We start from the raw sequence: 18797 nt of genomic DNA, 5'->3' as shown, positions 1-18797 counted from the left end.
CCTCAATCCCCGTTGGCGGCGCGGTGGCGCGGGCCGTCGTTCATGGTGCTGAGGGCGTTGACCACCAAGTCGGTGCGACTGCCCCGGGACCCCTTGATCATCACCACATCGCCGCCCCGTACCGCTGCCTGGACCAGGGGGACCAGATCGCGGGCGGTGGCCGCGTGTCCGCCCCGTTGGGCGGCGGGCAACCGGTGCCACAGGTTTTCCATTTCCGGCCCGGCGGTGAACACCAAATCGACCCGCGCCTCTGTCAGCGGGGTGATCAAGTTCCCATGCATGGTCTTGGATGATGTCCCCAATTCCAGCATATCGCCCAAAACCGCGATGCGGCGCCCATCCTGGCCCGGTTCCAAACGTCCGAGCACCTCGATGGCAGCGCCCATGGACACCGGCGAGGCATTGTAACTTTCGTCGATGACCCGCAAGACGCCATCGGGCAGTTCAATATCATGTCCCTGTCCGCGACCCTTGGGGGCTTGCAGGTCGGCGAGGGCGGCGGCGGCAGCCAGAGGATCGGCCCCAAGCGCCTGTACGGCAGCCAGCAGGGCCACCGAGGTCAGCCCCCAATGGCGTCCGGAGAGCGGCATTTTGTAATTCAGCATCCGCCCATCAAGGTTGGCCTGCACGCGCCATCCTTCGCCTTCCGGGTCCATGGCGAGCAGGCGCGCGGCGCTGTCCCGGGTGCTGCCGAAAGAGACGATCCGAGCAGCGGGGGCCTTCTCGGCGGCGGCGTGCAGGCGGGCATATTGGCTGTTGTCCCCATTGAGCAGGATGACGCCGCCCGGCTCCAGACCGGCGAAGATCTCCGCTTTGGCGTCGGCAATGGCTTCGAGGCTGTCGAAATGGGCGCTATGGACCTGTTCAATGGTGGTGATGATTGCCACATGGGGGCGCGCCAGGCGGGTCAGCGGAATCAACTCCCCGGCATGGTTCATGCCCATTTCCACCACCCCGAAGGCGGCGTCGCGGGGCAGGCGGGCAAGGGTCAGCGGCACCCCCCAATGATTGTTGAGGCTGGCCAGACTGGCCGAGGTGAGGCTCTGCCGGGAAAGCACCAGGGCCAGCGCCTCTTTCAGCCCGGTCTTGCCGACACTGCCGGTCACCGCGATGATTTTTGCCGTCGCCCGGTCGCGGGCAAAGCGTCCCAGGTCGTACAGGGCGTCGAAGGTATCGCCGACGTTCAGCAGCGGCGCGTCCTCAGCAACGTTGTCGGGACGGCGCGACACCACGGCGGCGGCAGCGCCTCGGGCCAGGGCGTCGGCCACATAGGCATGACCGTCGAAATTCGGGCCGCTCAGGGCGATGAACAAATCTCCCGGAGCGATACTGCGGCTGTCGATGGAAACGCCATGGGCGACCCAGGGCGTGACACTCACGCCGCCGGTGGCTTGTGCCGCTTCGGCGGCGGTCCAGAGAGGGGCGATGCTCATGAATGACCCTCCCCGAGCAGACGGCGCACGACATTTGAATCGTCGAAGGGCAGCACGTCCTTGCCGATGATCTGGCCCTGTTCATGGCCCTTCCCGGCGATCAGCAGCAGGTCGCCCGTGCCCAGTTCCGCCAGGGCCTGGGCGATGGCCGCAGCGCGGTCGCCGACCTCGAGTGCCTTGGGGCAGGCGGCCAGAATTTCTGCCCGGATGGTCGCCGGAACCTCACTGCGCGGATTGTCGTCGGTGACAATGACCCGATCGGCGAGCCGTTCGGCGATGGCCCCCATCAGAGGCCGCTTGCCCTGGTCCCGGTCACCGCCGCAGCCAAAGACGACGAACAGTCGACCCGTCGCGTGGGGGCGCAGGGCCGCAAGAACCGTTTCCAGGGCGTCGGGGGTATGGGCATAGTCAACGAACACCGGCGCGCCCTGCGCCGTCGCCGCCACCCGTTGCAGGCGTCCGGGGACCCCTTGCAGAAAGGCCAAAGCCTCTGTGGCCAGCCGCGGATGCGCCCCGTCGGCAATTACCAGCCCCAAGGCGCACAGGGCATTGGAAACCTGAAAATCCCCGGCCAGGGGGAGCAGGGTTTCAAAAGATGTCCCCAGAATATCCAGCTTCAGAATCTGACCTTCGGCGGTGGCCCGGGCGTCGATCAGACGCAAATCCACGGCGCACCGGCCATAGGTCAGGATCTTGTGACGACGTCGGCTGCACAGCTCTTGCAGCGCCTCGAACTGCGGGATGTCGGCATTCAGGACCGCCCAGCCTTGCGGGGGCAGGAGGTCGCAGAACAACCGCATCTTGGCCGCCAGATAGACCTGTTCGTCGCCGTGATAATCCAGATGGTCGCGGCTCAGGTTGGTGAAGGCGGCGGCGGTCAGACGCACGCCGTCCAGCCGGTACTGGTCGAGCCCGTGACTGGAGGCTTCGAGGGCCAGACGGTCCACATCAAGGTCCGCCAGTTGATGCAGAAGGGCATGTAGATCGGCGGGGTCGGGGGTGGTCAGGCCGCCGTCCAGATGCAGGCCCGGGGCTTCGACACCGAGCGTGCCCAGGCTGGCCGCGCGATGCCCCAGCCGGGTCCAGATCTGGCGCGCGAAATGGGCCACCGAGGTCTTGCCGTTGGTGCCGGTGACGGCGGCGATGCGGTCCGGTTGCCGGGGATGCAAACCCGCCGCCAGCAAGGCATAGCGGCGGCGAGGGTTATCATCGGTGAGCAACGCGATGTCCCCGTTAGGGGCGTCGAGAACGGTGCCTGGAGGGGCCAACACCGCCGAAGCGCCGCGACGCAAGGCCTCGGAAATAAAGGCCCGCCCGTCGTGCTTGCCGCCGGGCAGGGCGGCAAACAGAAAGCCCGGCGCGACCCTGCGTGAATCGCAGGTCAGCCCGGTGATCTCCATTCCGTAATCCCGTGCCGTGGCAGTCACTTCTTTGACGTTCCCTTCGATCAGATCAATAAGACGCAAGGCGGTGGCCCTCGCCGGGTTTTTCTTCGGCCACGCGCAACAGCTCCTGATTGGGCGGGATGCTGTAGAGGGTGGCCAGATTGCGCACCATTTCCGACACCACAGGTGCCGCGACCCAGCCGCCGGTGGCATAGCCGAAAGTGCGCTTCAGGCCCTGCGGCTCGTCGACCATGGCCAGGATGACGAAGCGCGGATCGTCCAGCGGAAAGGCCCCGACGAACGAGGCCAGGCGGGCATTGCGATCATATTTCTTGCCCATCTGCTTTTCCGCCGTGCCGGTTTTGCCGCCCACCAGATAGCCCGGTACATCGGCGTTGCGACCGGTGCCCTGTTCCACCACCATGCGCATCAGTTGCCGCAATTGGCGGGAGGTTTTCTCGGATATCACCCGCTTGCCGGTCAGGCTGGGGTCGCCGATGGCTTTCATCAGGGTTGCCGGATGGATCTCGCCGCCGTTGACCAGGGCGGAAACGCCGGAAGCCAGTTGCAGCGGCGAAACGGCAATGCCGTGGCCGTAGGAAATGGTCATGGTATTGATGTCGCGCCAAGTCTGCGGCGTCAACGGGGCAGCCACCTCGGGCAATTCGAGGAATGGGGTTTCGAGCAGGCCTAAGCGACCCAGATAATCCTGCTGGGTGGTAGTGCCCACGTCGAGGGCCATCTTGGCGGCCCCGATGTTGGACGAATAAACAAGAATCTCGGGGATCGACAGCCAGCGGTTCTGGGCATGAAAATCGCGGATGGTGAAGCGGGCGACGCGGATCGGCTCCGAGGCGTCATAGCCGCTGGTCATTTTCACCGTGCCGTTGTCCAGTGCCATGGCGGCGGTGAACAGCTTGAAGGTCGAGCCCATCTCGTAGACGCCCTTGGTCACCCGGTTGAAGCGCGCCTCTTCGGAACTTTCCATGGGATCGTTGGGGTCGAAATCGGGCAGCGAGACCATGGCCAGGAGTTCGCCGGAGCGCACGTCCATGACTACTCCGGCGGCGCCGATGGCCTTGAACTCGGTCATCGCCCGGGTCAACGAATCAGTGAGCATGGACTGCACCCGGATGTCGATGGACAATTGCAGCGGTTCCTCGCCGGTGCGCAGCACTTCATCGAAATAGCGTTCCACTCCGGCGATGCCGCGCCCGTCGATATCGGTCATGCCCAGCACATGGGCGGCCAGCGACCCGAGCGGATAGACCCGCCGTTCGGCACGCTGGAAGAATACACCGGGAATGCCCAGCCGGTTGACGTCGTTCTGCTGTTTCGGGGTCAGATTGCGATGCAGCCAGACGAAGGCCCGGCGGGAGGTCAGTTGCTCCTCCAACTTGCGCCAATTGGCACTGGGCAGAACCTTTGCCAGTTGCAGGGCCGCCACATGGGGATCAAGAATCTTGCGTGCATCGGCATAGAGCGAGGCAGTGGGCAGGCTGCTGGCCAGCACCACGCCGTTGCGGTCGATGATCGCCGAACGTCCGGTGGTCGTCGCTGAACTGGAACTGACCGGGTGATGCTGGGCCAGGGATTCTCCAGCGTCCTCGGACAGGGTTAACTGTGCCAGTCGCCCGGCGACCACCAAAAAGGCGATGGCGAACAGGGTGCCGGTGACTATCAGGCGGCTGCGTCCGATGTGCAGGGCCGATTTGCGACGCACGTCGCGCTCCAGGGCGGCGCTGCCCGCCAGACCGTTGGAAATCCGGTGACGCCAGTCGCTCATCTGTTCTCTCCCTGTTTGGCCGAGGCAATGGCCGCCTGGGTGGCGCTCAACCAGTCCAGGGAATCCTCGACCACCACTTTGACCGGCAGGGCGCGGGGGCGTTCCGGCACCTCTATGGGACGTGGCGCGGGAACGACCTTGGCTACGGGCAGGTCTTCCTCTGCCAGCGCCGCTTCCACCACTTCCCGGTCGGGCAAGCTGTTCCAGCCCGCCATCTGGGTGGTTTGCAGCGGATCAAGGGTGAGGTGACGGGCCGCCAGGTCGCGCAAGCGGGTCGGGTTGTTGAGGTGACTCCATTCGGCCTTGAGCACATGGACGGCCTCGCGGTCGGTCTGGATCTGGCGTTCCAGTCCGTCGCGCCGGTCCACCAGGGCCTGCACCTCGTATTTGAGCTGGAACAGGCCCAGGCTCAACGCCATGGCGAGGACGATTCCTAAGACGGTCAGTGTGCGGGTCATGGATCACTCCTCCTCATGCCGCGGCCCGGGTCGGCCAGACTGGGGCGGCGGTGCGTTCGGCCAGTCGCAGTCGGGCCGAGCGGGACCGGGGATTGTGCGCCGCCTCCTCTGCGCCGGGCTTGATCGCCCCACGCTTGAGCAAGCGGAACGACGGTGCCGTCTGGGAATCGGTGCCTGCAGGCAGATGGCGCGACGGGTGGCTTTGCTCGCCGCAACGCGGCTTGAGAAACTGTTTGACCGCCCGGTCTTCGAGGGAATGGAAGGACACCACGGCGAGGCGTCCGCCGGGGGCGAGAAGGCGCTCCGCCCCGTCCAGTCCCCGGTTCAATTGGCCCATCTCGTCGTTCACCGCGATGCGCAGCGCCTGGAAGGTGCGGGTGGCGGGATGAATCTTGTCATTGGGCCGCCCGACCAGCCGTTTGACCAGATCGGCCAACTGCCGGGTGCGGGTGAACGGCGTCTCCGTGCGATCCTGGCAGATGGCCCGGGCGATTCGACGGGCGGCGCGCTCCTCGCCGTATTGATAAATGACATCGGCCAGGTCGCTCTCCGGCCATTGGTTGACCAGATCGGCGGCGGTCGGGCCGTCATTGCCCATGCGCATGTCCAGCGGGGCGTCGAAGCGGAAGGAAAAGCCGCGTTCCGGGGTGTCGATCTGCATGGATGACACGCCGAGATCCAGGGCCACCCCGTCCACTTGGCAAACACCCAGGTCGTCCATCAATTGGGCCATATCGCCGAAACAGCCGGGAACCAGGGTCAGGCGACCCTCATAGGCACGGGCCATGTCCTGACCTCGGGCGATGGCGCTGGGATCGCGGTCGATGCCATAGACCCGGCAGCGGGCTCCGTCGAGCAGGGCGCGGCTATAGCCGCCAGCGCCGAAGGTTCCATCCACATAGGTGGCGCCGTCACGCGGATTCAGGCCGGTAATCACCTCTTCCAGGAGGACGGGGATATGGGGCGCATCTTGCGGAGTCGAGGTCATGCGCCGCCTCCGGGTTTGCCGAGGCGACCGAGGGCCATGGTGACATTATGTTTGGAGGCGTGGGCGAAGCTCGCCTTGCGGTGCGACTCGTAGGCCTCGGGCTCCCAGATCAAGAACCGCTCGCCCTTGCCGACAAACACCGCCTGGGCGCTCAGGTGGGCATGATCGAGCAATTCCTGCGGCAGAACCACCCGGCCTTCCGGGTCGAAGGCCAGGGGATGCACATAATCCAGGATGGCGGCGGCGACCAGACGCTGTTCGTCGGTCAGGGCGTCCGGATCTTCCAGGCTTTCCGACAGGCGGACCATGTAATCGGCCCCGCAGGCTTCGAGCGCCGGTTCCTGGAAGCGGGGATAGACATAGATTCCGGGGAAGGACTGATCGGCGAAGGCGGCGCGGAAAGGCTTGGGCACGGAGACCCGGCCCTTGGCATCTATCTTATTGATGTGACGACCGATCAACGGCGTCATGGTGCCCATCCTCTCGCCCAATGTCCCATTGCCCAAGGTCCGGGATATCCCCCCCGCGACATTCCGAGACTCCGCCCAGTCTCAGATTGAGCTATTCCGGGATAACATGGGGGTACATGGGAGTCAATGGGAAGCTATGGTTTGTCTTGGTTTCACATGTGGCGTTATGTTCTTTCATAAATCTATATTTCGAGGTCTTAAGGAATTATTGAAATATATGTTGTGCCGGAAACAAAATTTGCCGGAGATTCGGGGCCATTCCATGACTTTCCCATGATCAATCCGAGGCAAGCCTCAAAGAGCGGGCTTCCTGGACTTGCCGCGATGTCCTGTCATCCGCCCCTTGGCCCGGCGGGCAAATGGGCCTATATTGAAAGGGTCGGGCAACCGACTATGACGATAAACGCTTAGTGGAATAAGCGTTGCGGACCCGGGGGCGGTACCCGGCGCCTCCACCAATTCTCCCGCCGCGGCAGGTTGTCTGCCCGGGGGGAGTTCCTGGGGGCGAAATAGGATCGACGCGCGTAGTAAAGACTTTTGCTTTCGTCCGGCATGGTACCCACCGTTATCGGGCCACTTTGAGAAATGCCAACGATAACGAGGCATTTGCTGTTGCCGCTTAATAGGCTGTAACAACGGGGTTCGGGAGGCACCTGGCAACAGAAGCCTCCCACTTTATTTCTGACGGCACCCCGTGCCATAATCCTTTCCGAATCGCGGCGACAAGGATGACCCAGGCTGATGGAAGCGGACCCCCTCCGTTACGACCGATGGATTGAGGAAGCGTTGCGTCACGTGGTGCGGCGGGCTCTTGAACATACCGCCCAGCATGGATTGCCCGGCGAGCATCATTTCTACATCACCTTTCAGACCAGCTTTCCCGGCGTTGAACTGCCCGGTTATCTGCGCGCCCAGTATCCCGACGAGATAACCATTGTCCTGCAAAACCGGTTCTGGGACCTGGATTTGAGCGACGACGTGTTTGCCCTGTCGCTGACCTTTAATGGCAAGGTGGAGCGGTTGCGCATTCCCTTTCCGGCCATCGTCGCCTTCGCTGACCCGTCGGTGAAGTTCGGATTGCAGTTGCGGGTTGATCTGGACGGCGAGGACCTGTCCGAGACCCTGGCCAACGGCGATGACGAGGATCTGCCGTTCGAGTCCGCCGAGGATCTGGACGAGTCGCGCCCGGACAAGGGCAGTGCCTCGGAAGCCGGGGGCGACAACGTGGTGGCGCTGGACACCTTCCGCAAGAAATAAGCCTCGAACGCCCCATACTTCGACAGGCTCATACTTCGACAGGCTCATACTTCGACAGGCTCAGTATGAGGTGTTTTTTGGTTATCCGTTGACCTCACCCTGAGCTTGTCGAAGGGTGGGAGAGGTTGCCCTCAGTATGAGGTGTTTTTTGGTTATCCGTTGACCTCACCCTGAGCTTGTCGAAGGGTGGGAGCAGCGGTCCTGTTTGTTGCCGCCACAGGAGGTCCCCCATGAGCACATCCGATCGCTACGAAATGTTTCCCTTAGGCGAGGACGACACGCCCTATCGCTTGTTGACCACCGACGGCATATCCACCACCACCTTCGACGGTCAGACGATCCTGCGGATTCAGTCCCATGTGCTGACCGAGTTGGCGGCCCAGGCGATGATTGATTGCGCGCACTTGCTGCGGCCCGGCCATCTGGCGCAGTTACGGCGTATCCTCGATGACCTGGAAGCCTCGCCCAACGACCGCTTCGTCGCCCTGGATCTGTTGAAAAACGCCAACATTTCCGCCGGGGGGGTGCTGCCCATGTGCCAGGATACTGGCACCGCCATCATCATGGGCAAGAAGGGGCAACAGGTCTGGACCGAGGGCAACGATCAAGCGGCGCTGGCCCGTGGCGTGGCACGGACTTATTTGGAAACCAATCTGCGCTATTCTCAAGTCGCCCCGCTGGATATGTTCACCGAGAGGAATACCGGCGATAATCTGCCAGCCCAGATCGACCTCTACGCCACCGACGGCGCGGCCTACAAGTTTCAGTTCATGGCCAAAGGCGGCGGCTCGGCCAACAAGACCTTTTTGTTCCAGCAGACCAAGGCGCTGCTCAATCCGGACAGCTTGTTCAAATTCCTCGACGAGAAAATCCGCACCCTGGGTACCGCCGCCTGCCCACCCTATCATCTGGCGGTGGTCATCGGCGGCACTTCGGCGGAAGCCAACCTGAAAACCGTCAAAATGGCCAGTACCCGTTATCTGGACGGCCTGCCGACGGTGGGCAATGAATACGGTCAGGCCTTCCGGGATTTGGAATGGGAAGACAAAATCCTGCAAATGACCCGTGACATGGGCATCGGGGCGCAGTTCGGCGGCAAGTATTTCTGCCACGACGTGCGGGTCATCCGCTTGCCGCGTCATGGGGCGTCCTGCCCGGTGGGGATCGGCGTGTCTTGTTCCGCCGACCGCCAGATCAAGGCCAAGATCACTGCCGAGGGGGTGTTCCTGGAGGCTCTGGAGCAGGATCCGGCCCATTATCTGCCCGAGGTCGGCACCGCCGATTTGCAGGGCAAGGTGGTGAAGGTTGATCTGAACCGGCCCATGGATCAGGTCCGGGCACAGCTCAGCGGCCATCCGGTGAAGACCCGGCTCAGCCTCAGCGGTACTCTGATCGTCGCCCGCGACATCGCCCATGCCAAGCTCAAGGAGCGGCTCGATGCCGGCCAGGGGCTGCCCGACTACTTCAAGGAAAACGCTGTCTATTACGCCGGACCGGCCAAGACTCCAGACGGATACGCCTCCGGCTCCTTCGGTCCGACCACCGCCGGGCGCATGGACGCCTATGTGGATCTGTTTCAGTCCCACGGCGGCTCCATGGTCATGCTGGCCAAGGGCAACCGCTCCAAGGCGGTGACCGAGGCCTGCCAGAAACACGGCGGCTTTTATCTGGGCTCCATCGGCGGCCCGGCGGCGCGACTGGCCCAGGATTGCATCAAGAAAATGGAATGCGTCGAGTATCCGGAACTGGGCATGGAAGCCATCTGGAAAATCGAGGTCGAAGACTTCCCGGCTTTCATCGTGGTCGATGACAAGGGCAACGACTTCTTCAAGGAATTCGGGATTTAAGCCCTTGCGCCCCGTTGAGGGTTGATCCACCATATGTCAATCATTGACATGGAGGCTGCCGTGGCGACCAATGTGCATCTGACAACCGAGCTGGAATCCTTTGCTCGATCCTGCGTCGAGGGTGGACGCTACAACAGCGTCAGCGAGGTGGTGCGAGCGGGCCTCCGGCTGCTCCAGGATAGCGAGGAAAGCCGACGTTCGTTCGATGCCATGCTGGAGGCGGTCCGTGAGGAGGCGGCGCGGGAGGGAACCCATGACATCGACGATGTGCTCGCGGAAATGGACAGGATCATCGAGCGGGCCAACCTTTGATGCCTGCCCGCCTGTCCCCGAGGGCGCGACGTGACCTGCTCATGGTCCTCCGTTGGATCGCGCAGGACAATCCAGGAGCGGCAAGGGAACTGCGCGATACGGTGGAACGCGCGATCCGGCGCTTGGGGGACTACCCCGACAGTGGCACTGCCAAACCCACCCTCACTCATCTCCCTGTTCGTTTCTTGGTATTGAGCGGATTCCCCTATGTCCTGGTCTATGACGCCGACGTCCGGTCCCCGCTGGTGCTGCGGGTGCTCCACATGGCGCGGGACTTGCCGAAAGTCCTATCTGAGCCATAGAATCGAGGAAATTGAGGTTCATTCGGTCTCCATCCGTTCGAGAATGAGGGTGTGATGGTGCATTCAATCCCTTTGTTGACCAGCGGCCCCGACGACGGCCCGCTTCTGGTGCTGGCCCATGGGGCCGGGGCGCCGATGGATTCGCCGTTCATGGTCGCCTTTGCCGAGGGATTGGGGGGGCTGGGACTGCGGGTGGTGCGCTTCGAATTTCCCTACATGGCGTTGCGGCGCACTGGCGGGAGCAAGCGCCCACCGGATCGGGCGCCGATATTGCTGGAAACCTGGCGGCAAGTCATCGAGTCGCTGGGCGGACCGGGGCGGCTGGTGATCGGCGGCAAATCCATGGGCGGGCGCATGGCCAGTCTGCTGGCGGCGGACCTGGAGGCGGAACATAAGCCGGTGCGCGGGTTGGTTTGTCTCGGCTATCCGTTCCATGGTCCCGGGCGGCCCATCGGCCCTAACCGCCTTGATCATATGCTGACCTTGAGCACACCGGCCCTGATCTGTCAGGGCGAGCGCGACAGCATGGGCACTCGGGCCGAGATCGAGAGCTATGGCCTGCCGCCTGCGGTGCAGACCCATTTCCTGGCGGACGGCGACCATGGCTTCAAACCGCGCAAAGCCTCTGGGTACACGGAAATGCAGAACTGGCAACAGGCCATCGAGCAGGTGGCCGCTTTCATGGGGGGATTGTGAGCCATGTCCGTTTCCGCCGATTATCTCGAACATGTGCAGGATCTGCTCTCACCGTTGGGAGAGGTGACCGCCCGGCGCATGTTTGGCGGCGCGGGTCTTTATTTAGACGGGACCATTTTCGGTCTGGTGGCCGACGATGTGCTGTACTTCAAAGCCGATGACGGCAACCGGCCGGATTTTGAACGGGCGGGCATGGGGCCGTTTGTTCCTTTTGCAGACAAGCCCTTTCCCATGTCCTACTGGGAGGTGCCGCCCGATGTGATGGAGGATTCGGAGGCTCTGGGGGTCTGGGCGCAGCGAGCCTGGGAGGCTTCGCGGCGCGGATCAAAACCGAAAAAAAAGTAAGGGGAGGCGCATAGGTCCATGTTGGAAAAACGATCAGTCAATATCGCGGGTCACTCCACCAGCATCTCTTTGGAAGAAGAGTTCTGGGAGGAGTTGAAGAAAATCGCCAAGGCCCGACGTCTCAGCCTCAACGAGTTGGTCTCCGAGGTGGACGAGGGGCGGGTCGGCAATCTGTCGAGCGAATTGCGGGTCTTCGTGCTGAAAAACCTGCAAGGCCTTATTTGATATTCCCCAAAATATTGCGCAACAGATCCTGGGTCTTGTTGCCACTGCTGCCGCTTTGACCACCGGATGAAGGTGGTGGTGGCGGCGGAGGCGGCAGGCTGCCGTCGCCGGAGGGGGCCGGAGTTGGTGCCGGAGACGGGGCGGAGGGGCTCGGTGGGGCCGCGCCGCCGCCCAAAATCCCCGGCAGTATCTGTTGCAGCAGATCGCCGGTTTTGCCCTTGCCCAGTTTGCCGGGCAGGGTCAGCTTGCCGCCCGGTAGACTGCCGGTATCGACCTTCACATTGGTCGGATTGTCGAGCGGACCGCTGACCGAAAACGGGATGGACTTGGGCACTTCCTTGATCTGCGACAGCAGCGCGCCGACCAGATTCTGGTTCAGGCTCAAGGTGCCGTTGGCGGCCATGGTATAGGCAGGCAGGTCCAAGTTCAGGTTGGCGTCACCCTGATAGGCGGTGGTCAGCAACCGCAGGGCTGGCATGGACAAAACACCATTGGAAACGGTGAAGGCCCCCCCGGCATCCAGCAGCCCCTTCTTATCGTTGCCGCCCAGCGCCCCGGTCAGTCCGCCCAGGCCGCCATCGAGCGTCCGGGCCAGCTTGAGGATGGCGCCGATCAACGGCAGATCCACTTCCGCGCCTTCTTTGGAGTCGATGCCGGTCAGTGCCAGCTTGCCGTCGCCGTTGAGTCCCTGGATCAGCGCCGCCACCGACCCGCCGGAGGTGGTCAGGGCGGTATTCAGATCGACCCGTCCGGACCCCTTGGCTTCGCCTTGGGCGGCAATCAGCGCCTTGGCGATATCCAGCCCGGTCACCGTGAGATCGAGCCCCATCTTGGGCTGCGGGCCGGTCACATCGGCCGCCAGCCGCCCGTTCAAAGCGCCACCGAACAGGCGTCCGGCCAGCTTTTGCGTATCGAGCTTGCCCCCGGCCAGGGTCGCCGCCAGTTCTGCCGCATCCAGGCGGTAGTTCTGAAAGGTCAGCGATTGGGCGGTCAAATCCAGATCCGCGTCAAGCAATCCCAGCGCGCCCAGATCCAGCGGCTCAGTGGACCAGGGGGCGGTGCCCTTGGCCGCCACCGGGGTCGTCCGGGGAGCCAGTTCGGCAAAACGGGCTCGACCGGTGAGCGAAGCTCCCTTGCGCCCTTCGGCGGGCAGGAAGGGATCGAGCAGCAGATGCCCAATGGTCAGTTTGCTCGCCACTTTCGGGCGCGGGCCGTTCAATAGCACCGTGGCCTGACCATCAATTGCCGCCTCGCCAGCCTTCAGGGTCAGGGCGTCGAGGGAAATCGCCTGGGCGGTCGCCTTGAGCTTGGTTTTCAGGTCGATGGCACCGACTTTGCCGCCGGGGCGATAGCCCAGGTTCAGCCGATCCATCAGGTCGGTCAGATTGGCATGGGCAAAGGACAAATCCCCCTCGTATCCGGGGGTCAGCGATAGCAGGGTCACCTTGCCGGCGGTCTTGAGGGTGGCCTCGGCGGCCTTCGCCGTCAGATCGAGGGTCGGCCCGCTCAGCGACCCGTTGGCGGTGCCGATCAGGCTCACCCGTCCCAATTGTTTCGGCGGCATGGGCGGCTGTATGCCCGCCAGATTGAACAGCCCGGTGGCATCCCCGGTTCCGATGTCATAGGCGAAATCCTGCAATACCGGAATGGAATCGAGGTTTTTGATCGTACCGTTCAAATTGGCCGAGGCGCCGGCCAGATCCTTGACGCTGGCCTGTCGCAGGGTCAGCGCCCCCTGATACAGGGTGCCGTCGATGACCAAATCATGGATCGGCTGCTTTTGATAGGTCAGGGTTTTGACCCGTGCCCGCAGATTGGCATCGACGGTGCTCAGGGCCGACAGATCCGGCCCGGCGGCGGTGTTGGGGGCAGCCTTGGCGGGCGCATTCCCGGCACCGGAGGGACCCGACGCAGCTTGGCCGTTGGCGGCGGTCTCGGGCGGCAGGTAGGCATCAAGGTTCAGGCGGTCCAGTTCCACATCGACCCCGAACGCCAGACGGTCGCGCAAGGCAACGGTGACGCCGCCGGTGAGACGCGACGAATCCAGGGTCACGTCGAGACCGGGCAATTGCAGTTCGTCCGCCGTGGCGACCACCTGGGTCTTGAGGGTGAGCTTGCGCAGCCGGTCTGCGGCCACCTCGGGCGGGGTTATGTCGAGCCACTTCAGGACGCCCCGTAAATCAGCGACCATGCCGTCCAGGCTACCCTCGAAACGGGGCTTTCCTTCAGGGAAATTGACAAAGCCGAACATCGCCACTTCGGAGCCGCCGGGCAGCAGGGCCGAAACCTGATCAAGGGTCAAGGCCCCGTCGGCCAAGGCCCCGCTGGCCCGAGCCTGACGCACTAGGCCGCCCCGATAGGTCAGGGCATCCAGGGTGATTTCGAGGGTGGCATCAAGATCCTGCGGCAGGGCAAAGGGGGCCGAAGGAGATTCAGTCGGCGTTGACTGGGGCAGGGCGATGCTTGCTTGAGGCGCGCTGGTCCCGGCGTCGGATGCTTTGCCGCTGGCGGTTTCCGGCGGCAGGGCGAGCAGCTTGTCCAGGTCCACATGAGGGATGGCCAGATGTGCCTCGATGGCGGTCCTCTCGGCCAGGGTGGCGACCAAAGTGCCGGTGGCCTTGAGCGTGCCCAGACTGATGGTGATTTCGGAAACGTCGGCCAGGGTGTCCGAGGTCTCGACCCGGGCTTGCAGATCGAACGGCTGGGCCAGCGCGCCGGGCAGGGTGCCCTGATCGCCGAACAGCCGCAACAGGGTGGATAATTTCTCGCCACTGACCTGAATCTTCGCCTTGACCCCCGGCGCTTCGGCCAGATTGAGCAGAGTGCCGGAAATCTGGGCCAGGGCGGCTTTGTGTCCGAAATCCAAATTGCTGGTGAAGGTCAGGGTGCGGCCGTGAATGGCCTTGCTGGTGCTGAGGGAAAAGGCCAGGGGAATGCCCTGGGCGGTCAGCGATCCCTCGGCCTCAAAGGGACCGAGTAGAGAGGCCGCCTTGATTTCGGCGTCGATGCCATCGATACGTTGCGCCGTCCCGGCGGCCTGATCCCGAATCACCACCGATCCATTGCGGATGATGAAACTGTCCAACCGGATTCCGGGCAGGGCCTGAGAGGTCTCCACAGCCGGGCTCTCCGTCGCCGTCGGGGCGGCTTCCGGGGTTGCACTCGCGGGGCTCTCGAAAGCCCAGTTCCAGCCCCCGTCGGGGAGTTTTTCCAGGGCGATCACCGGGTCAATCAGGCGCACGGATTCCACCTGGATGTCGCCGCCCAGCAAAGGCAGCGCCTTGATCCGCACTTCCAGGGTTTGCAGGGACACCATATCGGCATCGGCGGCCCCTTCGGCATTGGCCAGACGCACGTCGGTGGCCGACAGGGCCGGGGCCGGCAGCAGGGTCAGTTTGATGTCGCCGCCAATCTGCAAGTCCCGTCCGGTGGCATTGCGCACCAGGGTGCGGGCTTCTTCCTTGTATTCGTTCCAGTCGATGAAACCGGGAATGACCACCAACGCCGCCAGCAGCAGGACAAATACCGCTACGGGAATCAACACCACTTTCTTCACAGGAGACCTCCGTTCGACCTCTCGTCGTTGGCCGTTTCATCCGGCCGCCGCAGTGTACTCCAATGCGCGCCGAGAAACACCCCTCGCCGATCAAATTCACGTGTTTCCGCAACCGCCGCCGCCGGGCGTCTCGATGATCAGCAGATCCCCGGCCTGCATGAGGATTTCGGCGGTTCCCGACAATTCCTCGACGGTGCAGTCGGCCCGTTGGACGGCGTTGCGTCCAGGCTGTCCGTCGCCCCCTCCGGCTAGGCCGCGCGGTCCAGCCTCCCGCCGCTGAGACAGAATCGCCGCTTGCAGCGGTTCCAGGAATCGCAATTGACGCACCACCCCGTCACCGCCGGGGAAGACCCCCAGTCCGCCGGACCCCCGGCGCAGGCGAAAGGCCTCGACCCGAACCGGGAAGCGCCATTCCAGCACTTCAGGATCGGTCAGCCGCGAGTTGGTCATATGGGTTTGTACGGCACTGGCCCCGGCAAAACCGGGACCGGCTCCGGCACCGCCGCACAGGGTCTCGTAATACTGAGTGGTGGCATCGCCGAAGGTCACGTTGTTCATGGTGCCCTGGCTTTCGGCGAGGCTGCCGGTGGCCCCAAACAGAGCATCCACCACCGCCTGACTGGTTTCCACATTGCCTGCCACCACCGCCGCCGGGGGGCGGGGATCGAGCAGCAAGCCCTCTGGAATATGGATCTCCAGGGGGGCTAGACAGCCCTCGTTGAGCGGGATGTCGTCGTCCACCAGACAGCGGAACACATAAAGCACGGCGGCCCGGGTGACCGACCGGGGGGCGTTGAGATTGCCCGGGTCCTGCGGCGAGGTGCCGGTGAAATCAATGCGGGCGGCGCGACGCTCCCGGTCGACGGAAATCCGCACCCGAATTTTTTGTCCGCCGTCCATGACCCGTTCGTAGGCCCCATCCTGAAGCCGGTCGATAACCCGGCGCACCGATTCCTCGGCATTGTCCTGAACATGACCCATGTAGGCGCGCACGCCGGGCAGGCCGAAATGGGCGATCATCGCCCGCAATTCCTGGGCGCCGCGTTCGTTGGCCGCCACCTGCGCCTTCAGGTCGGCGATATTCTGGTCGATGGCGCGGGCCGGGTAGGGACCGCTGGCAAGAATTTGCCGCATCTCGGCTTCGAGAAACCGGCCGTCGCGCACCAGCAACAGGTTTTCCAGCACCACCCCTTCCTGGTCGATATGGGTCGAGAAGGGCGGCATGGAGCCGGGTGAGATGCCGCCGATGTCGGCGTGATGGCCGCGCGAGCCGAGGCAGAACAGCACCTCCCGTCCCGCTGCATCGAAGACCGGGGTGATGACCGTGACATCGGGCAGATGGGTGCCGCCGTTGTAAGGCGCATTGAGAACGATGGAATCGCCGGGGCACAGGTCGTCGGCCCGCGCCCGCAGCACGCTGCGCACGCTCTCGCCCATGGAGCCCAAATGCACCGGCACATGAGGCGCATTGGCCACCAGCCGCCCTTCGCCGTCGAACAGGGCGCATGAAAAATCCAGCCGCTCCTTGATATTGACCGAATAGGCCGTGTTGGCCAGGGTCGCCCCCATCTGCTCGGCGACGGACATGAACAGGTTGTTGAACAGTTCCAGCCGCACCGGGTCCACGGCGGTGCCGATGGCCTGTAGGCTCGGACGCGGGCGCACGCGGGTCAAAACCAGATCCCGGCGGTCGGTGACTTCGGCCCGCCAACCCCGATCCACCACCGTAGTCGCTACCGCCTCGACGATCACCGCCGGTCCCTCAACCCGATGACCGGGGTTCAGGTCTGAACGATCAAAAAACGGCACGGATTGACTCTTGCCGTCGATCCAGGCGTCGTGAAACACCGGGGGCGGTAGCGGGGCAATGGATGCGGTGGGCTCCGGGGCGTCTTCGGGGCGGTGGGTCTGGCCGACCACTTCCACCGATAGCGCCTCGATCACCAGCTCCCGCTCGGTCATGGCGAAGCCGAAGCGGGTCCGGTGGGCTTCGGTGAAAGCTTGTTGCAGCTCTGCCCTGTCGCCGAAGGGAATATCGAGCGCCGTGTCGGTTCCGGCGTAGCGCAACCGCACCTGCCACAGAGCGGACATTTGAGCGTCGGCAATACCCTGTTGGCGCAGGCTGTCGCGGCCTTGCTTTTCCAAAATGTTAAACTGGGATGGAAGGTCAAAAACCACAGATTCGGTGAGTGGCGCTTCCACTGCCGTTTGATGCAGGCTGCGCAAATCGGCCAATCCCATGCCGTAGGCCGACAAAACCCCGGCAAGTGGATGCAGGAATATCCGTTCCATGCCCAGGGCGTCGGCGACCCGGCAGGCATGTTGCCCGCCCGCGCCGCCAAAGCAGCACAGGGTATAGTCGGTGATGTCGTAGCCCCGTTGGACGGAAATCTGCTTGATGGCGGCGGCCATGTTTTCCACTGAGATGGTGAGAAAGCCCTCGGCCACCTGTTCCGGGCCGCGTCCGTCGCCGATCTTTGCAGCCAGGTCGGCAAACCGCCCGCGCACCCCGTCGGCATCCAAAGGTTGATCGCCATGAGGCCCGAACAGCCGGGGAAAATGGTCGGGATGCAGATGACCGAGCATGACCTGACAGTCGGTCACTGTCAGCGGGCCGCCGCGCCGATAGCTGGCCGGACCGGGGTCGGCCCCAGCGCTGTCCGGTCCAACCCGAAAACGCGCCCCGTCATAGAACAGGATTGAGCCGCCGCCTGCCGCCACCGTGTGAATCTGCATCATTGGGGCGCGCAACCGGACCCCGGCCACATGGGTTTCGAATGATCGTTCCAGAACCCCGGCATAATGGGAAACATCGGTCGAGGTGCCGCCCATGTCGAACCCGATCAGTTTGTGGAATCCCGCCGCCTCGGCGGTGAGGATCATGCCGACCACGCCGCCCGCCGGTCCGGACAGGATGGCGTCCCTGCCCTGGAACAGTCGGGCATCGGTCAGGCCGCCGTGCGACTGCATGAACATCAGCCGCGCGCCGCCCAGGTTCGCCGCGATCCGGTCCACATAGCGGCGCAGGATCGGCGACAGGTAGGCGTCACAGACCGTGGTGTCACCGCGACCGACCAGCTTCATCAATGGGCTGGCCTGATGGCTTTGGGAAATCTGGGAGAATCCGACCGCCTCGGCGAGAGCGGCGGCCTGCCGTTCGTGGGCCGGAAAGCGATAACTATGCATAAACACGATGGCGACGGCGCGCAAACCGGAATCGAAGGCGTCTTGCAAGGCTTGGGTCGTGGCCGCGACATCGAGCGGACGGAGGATCTCGCCGTGGGCGCCGATCCGTTCCGGCACCTCGGCGACCCGCGCATAAAGCATGTCCGGTACTACAATATGGCGGTCGAACAGCCGGGGCCGGTTTTGAGTGCCGATGCGCAGAGCGTCGCCGAAACCCCGGGTGGTGAGCAACAAGGTGGGTTCGCCCTTGCGTTCGAGCAGCGCATTGGTCGCCACCGTGGTGCCCATTTTCACCGCTTCGATGGCGTCAGCGGGAATCGGGTCGTTGGCGGTCAGCCCCATCAGATCACGAATGCCCTGCACGGCGGCATCCGGGTAGCGGGTCGGGTTTTCACTCAACAGCTTGTGGGTCCGCAACGCGCCATTGGGGGCACGGGCCACCACGTCGGTGAAGGTGCCTCCCCGGTCGATCCAGAACTGCCAGCGGTCCGCGTGCTCGGTCATGGGGGGGATTTATAGCAATGGCGATGGCCTGGGGTATCGAAAAATGG

General features: G+C 63.7%; 15 protein-coding genes, 1 other RNA gene and 1 pseudogene. 8 read left to right on the top strand and 9 right to left on the bottom strand.

The window, feature by feature from the left end:
• Nucleotides 1-2: 2 nt before the first annotated feature.
• Genes ACYQ1P_RS02160 through ACYQ1P_RS02135 form a run of 6 tightly spaced genes read right to left on the bottom strand, consistent with a single transcriptional unit; the run spans nt 3 to nt 6520 of the window.
• Nucleotides 3-1433, bottom strand: a complete 1431-nt coding sequence (locus tag ACYQ1P_RS02160) for a UDP-N-acetylmuramoylalanyl-D-glutamyl-2,6-diaminopimelate--D-alanyl-D-alanine ligase (protein WP_460018736.1) — start codon at nt 1431-1433, stop codon at nt 3-5.
• Nucleotides 1430-2899, bottom strand: a complete 1470-nt coding sequence (locus tag ACYQ1P_RS02155) for a UDP-N-acetylmuramoyl-L-alanyl-D-glutamate--2,6-diaminopimelate ligase (RefSeq protein WP_460018735.1) — start codon at nt 2897-2899, stop codon at nt 1430-1432. The genes ACYQ1P_RS02160 and ACYQ1P_RS02155 overlap by 4 nt, the downstream gene beginning before the upstream one ends.
• A complete protein-coding gene (locus tag ACYQ1P_RS02150) occupies nt 2886-4604 on the bottom strand; it encodes a peptidoglycan D,D-transpeptidase FtsI family protein (protein WP_460018734.1) in 1719 nt (572 codons plus the stop codon). The genes ACYQ1P_RS02155 and ACYQ1P_RS02150 overlap by 14 nt, the downstream gene beginning before the upstream one ends.
• On the bottom strand, nt 4601-5062 hold the full coding sequence (gene ftsL, locus ACYQ1P_RS02145) for a cell division protein FtsL (protein ID WP_460018733.1): 462 nt from the start codon (nt 5060-5062) through the stop codon (nt 4601-4603). The genes ACYQ1P_RS02150 and ftsL overlap by 4 nt, the downstream gene beginning before the upstream one ends.
• Before the next feature lie 13 nt (nt 5063-5075).
• Nucleotides 5076-6050 carry a 16S rRNA (cytosine(1402)-N(4))-methyltransferase RsmH gene (gene rsmH, locus ACYQ1P_RS02140; RefSeq protein WP_460018732.1) on the bottom strand — a complete coding sequence of 325 codons (975 nt, stop codon included), beginning with the start codon at nt 6048-6050 and terminating at the stop codon, nt 5076-5078.
• On the bottom strand, nt 6047-6520 hold the full coding sequence (locus tag ACYQ1P_RS02135; protein ID WP_460018731.1) for a division/cell wall cluster transcriptional repressor MraZ: 474 nt from the start codon (nt 6518-6520) through the stop codon (nt 6047-6049). The genes rsmH and ACYQ1P_RS02135 overlap by 4 nt, the downstream gene beginning before the upstream one ends.
• Before the next feature lie 339 nt (nt 6521-6859).
• Here ACYQ1P_RS02135 and ssrA point away from each other — a divergent pair.
• From ssrA to ACYQ1P_RS02095, 8 genes are all read left to right on the top strand, one after another.
• Nucleotides 6860-7195, top strand: a transfer-messenger RNA (tmRNA) gene (gene ssrA / locus ACYQ1P_RS02130).
• Nucleotides 7196-7261: 66 nt separating this feature from the next.
• Complete coding sequence (locus ACYQ1P_RS02125; protein WP_460018730.1) at nt 7262-7777, top strand: SspB family protein; 516 nt, start codon at nt 7262-7264, stop codon at nt 7775-7777.
• A 230-nt stretch (nt 7778-8007) separates the two neighbouring features.
• The gene (locus ACYQ1P_RS02120) at nt 8008-9624 is read left to right on the top strand and encodes a fumarate hydratase (RefSeq protein ID WP_460018729.1); all 1617 of its coding nucleotides are present in this window, start codon (nt 8008-8010) and stop codon (nt 9622-9624) included.
• Between the two features lie 33 nt (nt 9625-9657).
• Nucleotides 9658-9936, top strand: a complete 279-nt coding sequence (locus ACYQ1P_RS02115; protein ID WP_460018728.1) for a type II toxin-antitoxin system ParD family antitoxin — start codon at nt 9658-9660, stop codon at nt 9934-9936.
• Entirely contained in the window at nt 9936-10238 is a 303-nt protein-coding gene (locus ACYQ1P_RS02110) for a type II toxin-antitoxin system RelE/ParE family toxin (RefSeq protein WP_460018727.1), read from the top strand. Before ACYQ1P_RS02115 ends, ACYQ1P_RS02110 begins: the two co-directional genes overlap by 1 nt.
• 54 nt (nt 10239-10292) lie before the next feature.
• On the top strand, nt 10293-10934 hold the full coding sequence (locus ACYQ1P_RS02105) for an alpha/beta family hydrolase (protein ID WP_460018726.1): 642 nt from the start codon (nt 10293-10295) through the stop codon (nt 10932-10934).
• A gap of 3 nt (nt 10935-10937) precedes the next feature.
• Entirely contained in the window at nt 10938-11279 is a 342-nt protein-coding gene (locus tag ACYQ1P_RS02100) for a TfoX/Sxy family protein (protein ID WP_460018725.1), read from the top strand.
• 18 nt (nt 11280-11297) lie between these two features.
• Nucleotides 11298-11504, top strand: a complete 207-nt coding sequence (locus tag ACYQ1P_RS02095; RefSeq protein WP_460018724.1) for a ribbon-helix-helix domain-containing protein — start codon at nt 11298-11300, stop codon at nt 11502-11504.
• Here the strand turns inward: ACYQ1P_RS02095 and ACYQ1P_RS02090 are convergent.
• From ACYQ1P_RS02090 to ACYQ1P_RS02080, 3 genes and pseudogenes are all read right to left on the bottom strand, one after another.
• Nucleotides 11497-12876, bottom strand: a complete 1380-nt coding sequence (locus ACYQ1P_RS02090; protein ID WP_460020119.1) for an AsmA family protein — start codon at nt 12874-12876, stop codon at nt 11497-11499. The genes ACYQ1P_RS02095 and ACYQ1P_RS02090 overlap by 8 nt on opposite strands.
• A gap of 912 nt (nt 12877-13788) precedes the next feature.
• Nucleotides 13789-15069, bottom strand: a pseudogene (locus tag ACYQ1P_RS02085) (AsmA family protein); the annotation flags it as partial.
• 87 nt (nt 15070-15156) lie between these two features.
• Entirely contained in the window at nt 15157-18750 is a 3594-nt protein-coding gene (locus ACYQ1P_RS02080) for a hydantoinase B/oxoprolinase family protein (RefSeq protein WP_460018723.1), read from the bottom strand.
• Between the last annotated feature and the right edge of the window lie 47 nt (nt 18751-18797).

The organism is Magnetospira thiophila (assembly GCF_054657015.1).
Note: the sequence above shows the minus strand (reverse complement) of the source record. Positions and strands in the feature narration are given on the sequence as shown.